The sequence below is a fragment of the Mesorhizobium sp. M5C.F.Ca.IN.020.29.1.1 genome (assembly GCF_003997375.1).
Taxonomy (GTDB): Bacteria; Pseudomonadota; Alphaproteobacteria; order Rhizobiales; family Rhizobiaceae; genus Mesorhizobium; species Mesorhizobium wenxiniae.
Genome location: NZ_RZSW01000218.1, coordinates 1 through 9,649, shown reverse-complemented (window position 1 = coordinate 9,649; position 9,649 = coordinate 1). Strand labels below are relative to the sequence as shown.

General features: G+C 64.3%; 10 protein-coding genes and 1 pseudogene. 6 read left to right on the top strand and 5 right to left on the bottom strand.

Annotation, left to right across the window (positions count from 1 at the left end; genetic code table 11):
- From EOA85_RS18340 to EOA85_RS18330, 3 genes are all read right to left on the bottom strand, one after another.
- Positions 1 to 1,145 (bottom strand): TCR/Tet family MFS transporter (locus EOA85_RS18340; RefSeq protein ID WP_164759730.1); only part of this gene is annotated, 1,145 nt, incomplete at its 3' end.
- Positions 1,146 to 1,306: 161 nt separating this feature from the next.
- The gene (locus EOA85_RS18335) at positions 1,307 to 2,233 is read right to left on the bottom strand and encodes a neutral zinc metallopeptidase (RefSeq protein WP_065012033.1); all 927 of its coding nucleotides are present in this window, start codon (positions 2,231 to 2,233) and stop codon (positions 1,307 to 1,309) included.
- Between the two features lie 201 nt (positions 2,234 to 2,434).
- Entirely contained in the window at positions 2,435 to 2,623 is a 189-nt protein-coding gene (locus tag EOA85_RS18330; RefSeq protein ID WP_127210665.1) for a hypothetical protein, read from the bottom strand.
- Positions 2,624 to 2,834: 211 nt separating this feature from the next.
- On the opposite strand from EOA85_RS18330, the gene EOA85_RS18325 reads away from it, so the two are divergent.
- Positions 2,835 to 3,677, top strand: a complete 843-nt coding sequence (locus EOA85_RS18325) for a protein-L-isoaspartate O-methyltransferase (RefSeq protein ID WP_127210663.1) — start codon at positions 2,835 to 2,837, stop codon at positions 3,675 to 3,677.
- A 146-nt stretch (positions 3,678 to 3,823) separates the two neighbouring features.
- Positions 3,824 to 4,477 carry a dihydrofolate reductase family protein gene (locus EOA85_RS18320; protein ID WP_095519127.1) on the top strand — a complete coding sequence of 218 codons (654 nt, stop codon included), beginning with the start codon at positions 3,824 to 3,826 and terminating at the stop codon, positions 4,475 to 4,477.
- A gap of 115 nt (positions 4,478 to 4,592) precedes the next feature.
- Here EOA85_RS18320 and EOA85_RS18315 read toward each other — a convergent pair whose 3' ends face one another.
- Positions 4,593 to 5,771, bottom strand: a complete 1,179-nt coding sequence (locus tag EOA85_RS18315) for an MFS transporter (protein WP_127210662.1) — start codon at positions 5,769 to 5,771, stop codon at positions 4,593 to 4,595.
- A gap of 195 nt (positions 5,772 to 5,966) precedes the next feature.
- Between EOA85_RS18315 and EOA85_RS18310 the strand changes: the two genes are divergently transcribed.
- Together EOA85_RS18310 and EOA85_RS18305 are read left to right on the top strand one after the other, a co-directional pair.
- On the top strand, positions 5,967 to 6,323 hold the full coding sequence (locus EOA85_RS18310) for a helix-turn-helix transcriptional regulator (protein WP_127210661.1): 357 nt from the start codon (positions 5,967 to 5,969) through the stop codon (positions 6,321 to 6,323).
- 225 nt (positions 6,324 to 6,548) lie between these two features.
- Positions 6,549 to 7,307: a metallophosphoesterase family protein gene (locus EOA85_RS18305; protein ID WP_127210660.1), complete on the top strand. Its 759-nt coding sequence runs from the start codon at positions 6,549 to 6,551 to the stop codon at positions 7,305 to 7,307.
- Positions 7,308 to 7,344: 37 nt separating this feature from the next.
- Here EOA85_RS18305 and EOA85_RS38130 read toward each other — a convergent pair whose 3' ends face one another.
- Positions 7,345 to 7,578 carry a hypothetical protein gene (locus EOA85_RS38130; RefSeq protein WP_206523316.1) on the bottom strand — a complete coding sequence of 78 codons (234 nt, stop codon included), beginning with the start codon at positions 7,576 to 7,578 and terminating at the stop codon, positions 7,345 to 7,347.
- On the opposite strand from EOA85_RS38130, the gene EOA85_RS18300 reads away from it, so the two are divergent.
- Positions 7,565 to 8,524 (top strand): SH3 domain-containing protein, encoded by a 960-nt coding sequence (locus EOA85_RS18300; protein ID WP_348627915.1) that lies wholly within the window; start codon positions 7,565 to 7,567, stop codon positions 8,522 to 8,524. The genes EOA85_RS38130 and EOA85_RS18300 overlap by 14 nt on opposite strands.
- A gap of 193 nt (positions 8,525 to 8,717) precedes the next feature.
- Positions 8,718 to 9,649 (top strand): annotated as a pseudogene (locus tag EOA85_RS18295) (carbamoyl phosphate synthase large subunit); the annotation flags it as partial.

Genomic DNA, 9,649 nt, shown 5'->3' with positions numbered 1-9,649 from the left:
GGGGCCCCGCCGAACACCACGGGCGCGCCCGGACCGGTGAACCAGGAAAAGATCGCCGTATAAAGCAGCGGCGTGATGATCGACGTGATCGAGAAGATCGAGGTCATCGCCCCCTGGAGTTCGCCCTGCGCCGAAGGCGGCACCTTGGCGGCGGCGAGACTTCTGAGCGGCGGATCTGCCAAGGCTTCCAGACAGCCGACGACGATCACCACATAGATCATCCAGCCTTGCGACGCGAAGGCGTAGCCGAAGGCGCTGAGTGCCGTGAATGCAAGACCGAGTACCGCCGTCTTCCACTCGCCAAGTTTGGGGATCACGCGCGGCAGGACCGTCGCCATGACGATCGCCCCGCACAGACCGAAGGCGCCGAGCGAGAAACCGATCTGCTGTTCGTTCCAGCCATAGCGGTAATTGGAGACGAACGACCACACCGCCGGATACATCATATGCCCAAGCGTCATCAGGAAGAAGACAAGCCCGATCCAGCCAATGCCTTGGTAGTTGCGCATCTGGATGAGCGTCCCGACCGGGTTCGCGCGTTTCCACTCGAAGCGGCGGCGGTGCTTGTTATCAAGCGTTTCGGGCAGCAGAAACAGGGCGATCAGGAAATTCAGGAAAGCAAGCGCGGCGGCGAAATAGAACGGTACCCGTGGCCCGAGCGTGCCGAGCAGCCCGCCCAGAACCGGTCCGATGACGAAGCCGACGCCGAAGGCGATGCCGAGCAGGCCGAAGTTCTTCGCCCGGTTCTCATCGGTCGAGATGTCGGCGATGAAAGCGGAAGTCGTTGAATAGCTGGCGCCGGAAATGCCGGCCAGCACGCGTCCGATAAACAGCATCGGGTAAGACCATGCGACAGCGCAGATCAGATTATCGATGGCAAAGGTGAAGACGGAGGCGAGCAGGATCGGCCGCCGTCCGAACCGGTCGCTCAACCCGCCGATGACAGGTGCGAAAACGAACTGCATCGCCGCATAGGCGAAGAACAGCCAGCCCCCCTCGATCGCCGCCTCGCCGATGCCAACGCCAGTCAATTCCCTGAGATAGGCCGGCAGCACCGGCATGATGATGCCGAAGCCGATGATATCGAGCAGCAGCGTGGTGAAAACGAGCGCAAGGCCCCGCCTGGCGCTTTTGGGGTCTATCATGATGGCGTCGGCTCCTCAGACCGCCTTGTGGCAAAGGCGCGGGCTCGTTATAGGCGAGCCCGTCTTACGGAACAATAAGAGAACGGACTCGGCAGTCCTATCCTGACATCTACGTGCCCTGCCGCCGCGCGTGGCAACTTAAGCGGGAGTGTTCGAACACCTCAGATCGGAGTGTTGAAGGTATCGCAGTCCGACAGCTTGCCGCTCCTGTAGCCGCGCGCCAGCCAGGTCTGCCGCTGCTGCGAGGTGCCGTGGTTGAAGCTTTCCGGCACGACATAGCCCTGCATCTTCTTCTGCATCGTGTCGTCGCCGATCTGCTGGGCGGCGTTCAGCGCCTCGTCCATGTCGCCCTGCTCCAGGATTCCCTTCTGCCCGGTGAAATGCGCCCAGACGCCGGCGAAGCAATCGGCCTGAAGCTCGACCTGCACCGACATGTGGTTGGCCTCGGCCTCGCCCATTTGCTGCCGCATCTGATTGAACTTGGGCAGGATGCCGGTGATGTTCTGCACATGATGGCCGACCTCATGCGCGATCACATAGGCCTGGGCGAAATCGCCCGAGGCGCCGAATTGCTGATCGAGCTGCTGGAAAAAGGTCGTGTCGAGATAGACCTTGCGGTCGCCGGGGCAGTAGAACGGGCCGGCCGCGGAAGAGGCGAAGCCGCAGGCTGAGCGGATCTGACCGCTGAACAGGACCAGTTTGGGGTCTTCGTAGGTCAGGCCCTCGGCCTGGAAAATGCCGGTCCAGGTGTCCTCGGTCTCGGCCAGCACCGTCGAGACGAACTGCTTCATCTCGTCGGAGGCCGGCGCACCGGTGCCCTCCCCGCTATTGTCGGTGATCTGACCGCCGCCCGGCCCCACGCCACCATCGCCGCCGGCCAGGATCTGCAGCGGATCGATGCCGAAGGCCTTCAGCCCGAAATAGAGGACCACGAGAATGATGATGGTCGACAGCGACATTCCGCCGCCGGAGCGGCCGCCGACCGGGATGCGGAACCGGCCGGGCCCACCGCGCGGCAGGTTGAACCCGCCACCCTGGCCGCGTTGGTCTTCGACATTGTCACTTTGACGACGACCCTTCCAGAGCATGGCACTCCTCGCGATGCACGTATCGGTACTTAGCCGATCTCATGGCCCGATCCGACCCAACAAACAATTATCTCAATGGTTGCGCCAAGTCACAGTTTTTTTCGCATGAAGGGCCGCCGGCACTGGGGTCAGTCGGTGCACGACAGCCGCGGCTGAGAGCCCTGCCGACGGCTTTTTTGGTCTTGGACTTAGCGGTTACGCTCAGATCTTCTGCTTGGTACCCGCGCTCTTGCCGTCCGAGCTTTTCGACCGCTCGTCGAAGCGGGCCGCGCCCTTTTTGAGCGGGCGGCCGGTTTCCGCTTCCGTCTTGCGTTCGTCCTTCGCCGCAGCTTGGTTCAATCCCTTGGCCGCTTGCTTGCCCCTCGCTGTGGGTGCCTGTTCAACGCCCATGGTATCCTCCTCGGTCTCGCGCAATCGCTTTGCACGACCTCAAACGCAGCGGCAACGCGGCGGTTCTGGCAGGACTGTCGGCAATGGCGGTAGATTTAGCGTGTCGCCTTCATTGCCTTGCGAAACGCTTCAACTGTCTCGGCGCTGATGCGTCGGCCAGAGGCGATCTGGACTGACGCGACAAATCGGCAGTCTGCGCTATCTTGAGGCCATGACCGATCTCGCCGATGTGCGCCGCTTTTATGCGCGAATGATGGCTGCCAATGCAGGTCCGGCCGATCCGCGTCTCGAAGACGTGTTCGCCGCGGTGCCGCGCGAGGCTTTTCTCGGGCCCGGGCCGTGGTCGGTCGTTGCCGGCAACGGTAAGGTCGAAACGCCGAGCGCCGATCCTGTTCACGTCTATCAGAACGTGCTGGTGTCGCTCGACTCCGACAAAGGCATCAACAATGGCGAGCCGTTCCTGCATGCCATGTGGATCGGCAAGGTGGCGCCAAAACCCGGCGAGACCGTCACCCATGTCGGCGCCGGCACCGGCTACTACACAGCTCTGCTGGCACAGCTGGTTTCACCCGGCGGCGCAGTCACCGCCTTCGAACTGGAATCCAGTCTCGCCGACCGCGCGAGACAGAACCTCGAAGCCTTTGGCAATGTGACCGTCATCCATGGCGATGCGGTCATCGGCAGCCTGCCACCGTCCGATATCATCTATGTCAATGCCGGCGTCGCAGCACCACCGGCCGAGTGGCTGAAGGCGCTGAAGCCTGGCGCCCGCATGGTCTTTCCGTGGCGTCCGACCGAGCGCGTTGGCCTCGCGGTCATGGTGACTCGCACCGAACAAGGCTTTGCCTGCGATCCGTTCATGCGGTCATGGTTCATCCCTTGCGTCGGCGCCTCCCTTGCAGGCCCCGCGGCGAAAATCCTCGACCGCGACAAGGCGGCACGCAGCCGCTCGATCTGGCTGACGGCCGACAAGGCACCGGATAACACCGCCACCGTCGTCATCGGCGACGTCTGGTTCTCGTCGAAAGGTGTTGGCGCCAGGCGGCCGCAATGACGTCGCCGAGGCCGCCCATCCGGTGCCTGCCGCTCGCCATGCGCCGAATCCAGAATTTTGTGCCCCTGTCGGACCGGCATCCACTCGCACGTCCTTTGGCCGAAATCCGGCCCCGACAGCACGGATGATGAAAAAGGGAGAATTCAATGAGGAAGATCATCACTGCGACATTTGTCAGCCTCGACGGCGTCATGCAGGCGCCTGGCGGGCCGGAAGAAGACCCGAGCGGCGGCTTCGAATTCGGAGGCTGGACGTTCCATTACTGGGACGACGTCGGGGGCGCCTTTATTGGTGAGACCTTCGCAAAACCCTTCGCGCTGCTCCTCGGCCGCAGGACCTACGATATCTTCGCTGCGCATTGGCCGTATCAGAAGAACGATCCGATCGGCGACAGTTTCAACGCGGCGACCAAATATGTGGCCACGCACAGACCCGATACGCTGTCGTGGCAAAACAGCCAGTCGCTCGGCGATGACGTCGTGGCCACACTGCGCCAGCTCAAGCAGGAGGACGGGCCGGACCTGCTCATCCAGGGATCGAGCGAGTTGATCCAGACCTTGCTCGCCAACGACCTGATCGACGAGGTCAGCCTGCTGATCTTCCCGCTGGTGCTGGGCAAGGGCAAGCGGCTGTTTGGCGGTGGCGCAATTCCGGCGGCTTTCAAGCTGAACCGCTCACAGGCATCGAGCACCGGCGTCATCATAGCGAGCTATGAACGCGCCGGTGAGATCAAGACCGGGTCCTTCGCCCAGGAACAGCCGTCCGAAGCCGAGATCGAGAGACGCCGAACCTGGAAATAGTGTGGGGTTACAGGACCTGGGTTCCTCGCTCCGCTAGACTAGCTGTGAGTGGGGGAGAGAAACCCAAGTTGCCCGGCAGGGTAATGAGGGCAGCGCCATGGCTCTGCGATCTCCCTTACTCCGCCGGCATGGCAATCGCCCGCGCCGCCCGGTGGCCGGCGAGCATGACGCCAAGACCCAGGATCGGGAACACTGCTGCGACCAGGCCGAGATTGGCTGGCGCGCCATAGCGCAGCACCGTGCCGCCGACGACGGCGCCCAGCGCCACGCCGAGATAGAGCGCCGAGCCGTTGAGCGACAGCACGATGGGCGCTGCGTCGGGCGCCAGCCTGATGATGCGGCTGGCCTGCGCCGGCGGGAAGGCCCAGCCGACAATGCCCCACGGCACCATCATGGCCATCAGTGCCGGCCCGGCGACGCTGTGCGGCAGGAATGCCGGGATGACCGAAAGCATGACCAGCATGACCGCACTCAGCGCCAGCGACCAGCTGACGGTGCGCGTCGCGCCGAAGCGATCGGCAGCCTGCCCGCCGACAATGTTGCCGATGACGGCGCCGACACCGAAGGCGAGCAGCATGCCGGGCAGCGCAATCGGGCTCAAGCCTCCGCCTTCGACGGCTAGCGGCGCGACAAAGGCAAAGACCGTAAAGGCGCCGGTGAGCGCCAAAAGTGTGGTCAGCAGGATCGATGGCACGCCGGGGCGAAGGGTTGCAGCCAGCCGCTGCCTGAGCGGCAGCTTGGTGCCGACGATGCCGCGCGGCAGCCGGTACCACAGGATGGCGCCGGCCAGCGCGCCGAGCCCGGCGATGGCAAAGAACGTGCCGCGCCAGCCGGCAAGGGTCGCGACAAGTGCGCCGAGCGGCGCGCCGACCGCCACCGCCACTGTGGTGCCGCCGACGACGACGGCGATGGCGCGGGCGCGGTGATGATCATCGACAAGCGCCACGGCCGTCCCTTGCGCCGTGGCTGCGAACAGGCCGGACGACAGCGCCATAACGATGCGCGCGATCAGCAGCAATTCGAAAGAGGAACTCAGCGCCGCCGCCAGATTGCCCACCACGAACAACACCAGCGTCCACAAGATGACGCGCCGCCGGTCCCATTCGCCGGTGAGCGTCGCCAGGATCGGCGTACCGAGCGCATAGGCGAGCGCGAAGGCGGTGATCAGCGTCCCGGCGAGTGGAACCGAGATGGCGGCATCGGCTGCGATGTCGGGCAACAGGCTTGAAATGACGAAGCCTTCGGTCGCGATCGTGAATGATCCGAGCGCAAGCCAGATGAGGCGCTTGTCCATGGCAACAAATCCTTAGTTCAAAAGTTATTGAACAATTGTACATAATGGGGCATGGTGTCAATCAAGCCACCCGAGAATAGCGGAACCCTCCTGACAGCTCTATGTCAGGACAAGGTGGCGGGAGGTGGAAACTGCGTGCATCCATCAAGGAGGAGATGCGTTGAAATCGGCCCTGATTGCGCTTAGTTCCTGGGCATGACCCTGCCCCATCCCACCGCCGACCAGATCAGCCTGTCGAACGTGCTTGCCGTGCTCGGCGATCCCACCCGGCTGGCCATCGTGCGCTATCTCGCCAGCAAGGAAGGCGTGCCGCTGAACTGCAGCCAGTTCCTCGACCTCTGCTCGAAAACCAATCTCAGTTATCACCTTGCCAAATTGCGCGAGGCCGGCGTCACACGCACCGAGGTGGTCGGCACCAGCCGGCTGATCACGCTGCGCCGCGACGACCTCGATGCCCGCTTTCCGGGCCTGCTCGACAGCGTCATTGCCGCTGCCGTCAACGATACGGCGCTGCCCGCGGTAGGCGCGTCCGAGATCGAAGTCCGCGCCTGAGGCTGTTCCTCGCCCCCGTGCAACGGGGGAGAGGTGGCCGCGAAGCGGCCGGAGAGAGCGGCTCCGAAGCGAACAAGCGATCGCTTTGAGGGCTCAAGGGTGGCGGGCAGTCCCCCTCTCCGTCTCGGCTTCGCCGAGCCACCTCTCCCTCACTTCCGCGAGGAACCAAAGTCCTGCAAGGTCCGCCCTTCCCGACCAGTAACTCGTCAACCAACGGAGCTTCCCATGCGCATTGCCGTCCTCGCCGATATCCACGGCAACGTCCTCGCCCTGGACGCCGTGCTCGACGATCTGCGGCAGCGCGGCGGCGCCGACCTCGTCGTCAATCTCGGCGATTGCGTCTCCGGCCCGCTCTGGCCGCGCGAGACTTTTGCGCGGCTTGAAGAGCTCGCGCTGCCGACGGTGCGCGGCAATCACGACCGCCGCGTCGCCCGCGACACCGCCGATGAAGCCATGTGGCCGTCCGACCGCTACGCGCAGGAGCGGCTGACATCGGCCCAGCGCGAGGTGCTGTTGGCCTTGCCCCTGACGCTGGAGATCGCGCCGGGCGTGGTTGCCTTCCATGCCCGGCCCGACCACGACGAAAAATATCTGACCGATACGATAGCCGGCGGCCAGCTGGTGCGCGCACCGTTGGCCGCCATCAAGCGGCGGCTGGCCGCGCTCGATCCCGCTTGCCGCATCGTGCTGTGCGGCCATAGCCACCGCAGCGAACTGATCCGTATCCCCGACGGCCCTGCCGTCTTCAATCCGGGCAGCATCGGCTGCCCCGCTTATGGCGACGACACGCCACCGGCGCATGTTTCGGAGCAAGGCTCTCCGCATGCACGCTACGGCATTGTCGAACTGGGTGAGCCGGGCCGCCCCGACCGTTTTGCGGCCATCGCCGTCGACTATGACCATGAGGCGGCAGCGCGGCAGGCCGAACAGGCGGGACGGCCGGAATGGGCCCATGCGCTGCGAACCGGGTTTATGTCGGGTTGAACGAGATACGAGTTCCCAGGCTGAACGCGGAACGCGTTCATGCCTCAGGCTGAGCGAGGTACGAGCTCATGCCGCCAAGCTGAGCTTGCTCATGCCGCAGACTGAGCTTGCTCATGCCGCGGACCGGACACCATTCCTCAGCCGCATTTTCCGACTTACATAGCGCCATGTCGTCGTTTATAAAATCGACCTGGAATGCGGTGGCGTTTCCGTGCCGGGCCGCGCCTCCGGGAATGCTTCTATCGCCCACGGCCAAAATGATGAGGCGCACAGTTACGCTCCGAACGACGCTGTACGCGCTCACTGCCGCCCTTCTCCTGCTGACGGCGCTGCTGCCGGCCAAAGCCGAGGAGGCGCCGATCGTTTCCATCGTGACCGACCTCGCTCCAGGCGATCTCCTGAACGTCCGCGCCACGGCATCGGCGATGGGCAAGATCAAGGCTCGGCTGCCTAACGGTACGAGCGTCAACAATCTCGGCTGCAACGACGTCAATGGCTACCGCTGGTGCAGGGTCGCAGAAATTGACAATCCGCAACTGACGGGATGGGCTCCCGCGCGCTACCTGAACCCCGACAATCCGGCGGCCGTTTCGGATGCGGATGCCGAAACGACCGGCGACGGCACAGCTCCTGCAGCCGAGGCTTCGAACCTGGTATCCGCAGATCAGCCGCTTCCCGACCTGACAGCGCGCCTGGGCGCGCCCGGAACCACGATGACAGCCGCCGACGCAATCGGCAGGGCGGCCATCGAAGACGCTTACCGCCTGGCGCTCGCGGCCAGCGGAAATCCTTCGACCGGCGAGACGCAGTCGCCCGCAGCAGCGGAGGAGCCCATCCGGCATCGCGCCGCCAATACAGCGCCTCCGGCCAACGCACAGGCCGTTGCGCGGCTGCAGCCGCCGGGGAGGTCCGCGCCGGCCCTGGGTGCCCGCAACGAGATTCCTTGCGCGCGCTATGTCGGCCAGCCGATGACCAGCTGCAAGGCGGGCGTTGTGCATACGGGCGACAAAGCCGAGGTGACCGTGACCTGGCCCGATGGCGGTACCCGCGTCATCAGTTTCCAGGCCGGTCGGCCCGCCGGTTCGAATGCATCAGCTGAATTCCGCTACACGCGCGAGGGCGACCTGAACATCATCCGCGTCGGCGTTTCCGAACGCTTCGAGATCAAGGATGAGTTGGCGCTGGGGGATGAGTGGCTAAGGGGAATAAGGCAGTAGGGCAGGAGGGCAATATGTTTAAAGGGCGCTCGAACCTCTGCCCTACTGCCCTACTCGCATTTTAGGGGGTTACATCAGGCAAAACTCTTCCCTATAAGGCCCTCCTAGCCTGATACCAGAATCGCGAGCACAACCGGCCGGGTCCTCCCCGTCCGGTTTTTCGTGCAAGCCGCCTGCCGAACGGACCCTCGATATGCCAAGACGCACCGACATCAAGTCGATCCTGATCATCGGGGCCGGCCCCATCGTCATCGGTCAGGCCTGTGAGTTCGACTATTCGGGCACCCAGGCCTGCAAGGCGCTGAAGGAAGAGGGTTTTCGCGTCATCCTGGTCAATTCCAATCCGGCCACCATCATGACCGACCCGGAGCTGGCCGACGCCACCTACATCGAGCCGATCACGCCGGAGGTGGTAGCCAAGATCATCGCCAAGGAGCGGCCGGACGCGCTGCTGCCGACCATGGGCGGCCAGACCGCGCTCAACACCGCTCTGTCGCTGCGCCGCATGGGTGTGCTCGAACGCTACAATGTCGAGATGATCGGCGCCGATGCGCATGCCATCGACAAGGCCGAGGACCGGGCGCTGTTTCGCGAGGCGATGAACAAGATCGGCCTGGAGACGCCGAAGTCGATGCTGGCCAACGCCACCGACGTCAAGAACGCCGACCGCAAGACGCACGAGGCCGAGCGCGCCGCGCTCAAGGCTGAGAAGCCCGAGAACCTCGACGCCGCGCTCGACGCGCTGGAAACCCGCTGGAACCTCGGCGAGGGCGACCGCAAGCAGCGCTACATCAGCCACGCCATGGCGATCGCCGCACAGGCGCTCGACCATGTCGGTCTGCCCGCCATCATTCGCCCGTCCTTCACCATGGGCGGCACTGGCGGCGGCATTGCCTACAACCGCGCCGAATTCTACGAGATCGTCCAGTCGGGCCTCGACGCCTCGCCGACCACCGAAGTGCTGATCGAGGAAAGCGTGCTCGGCTGGAAGGAGTACGAGATGGAGGTCGTCCGCGATAAGGCCGACAATTGCATCATCGTCTGCTCGATCGAGAACATCGACCCGATGGGCGTGCACACCGGCGACTCGATCACGGTCGCCCCTGCGCTGACGCTGACCGACAA

Coding starts and splice junctions, on each gene's coding strand:
- EOA85_RS18335 (WP_065012033.1), bottom strand. CDS start 2,233: ATGCTCTGGAAGGGTCGTCGTCAAAGTGACAATGTCGAAGACCAACGC.
- EOA85_RS18330 (WP_127210665.1), bottom strand. CDS start 2,623: ATGGGCGTTGAACAGGCACCCACAGCGAGGGGCAAGCAAGCGGCCAAG.
- EOA85_RS18325 (WP_127210663.1), top strand. CDS start 2,835: ATGACCGATCTCGCCGATGTGCGCCGCTTTTATGCGCGAATGATGGCT.
- EOA85_RS18320 (WP_095519127.1), top strand. CDS start 3,824: ATGAGGAAGATCATCACTGCGACATTTGTCAGCCTCGACGGCGTCATG.
- EOA85_RS18315 (WP_127210662.1), bottom strand. CDS start 5,771: ATGGACAAGCGCCTCATCTGGCTTGCGCTCGGATCATTCACGATCGCG.
- EOA85_RS18310 (WP_127210661.1), top strand. CDS start 5,967: ATGACCCTGCCCCATCCCACCGCCGACCAGATCAGCCTGTCGAACGTG.
- EOA85_RS18305 (WP_127210660.1), top strand. CDS start 6,549: ATGCGCATTGCCGTCCTCGCCGATATCCACGGCAACGTCCTCGCCCTG.
- EOA85_RS18300 (WP_348627915.1), top strand. CDS start 7,565: ATGATGAGGCGCACAGTTACGCTCCGAACGACGCTGTACGCGCTCACT.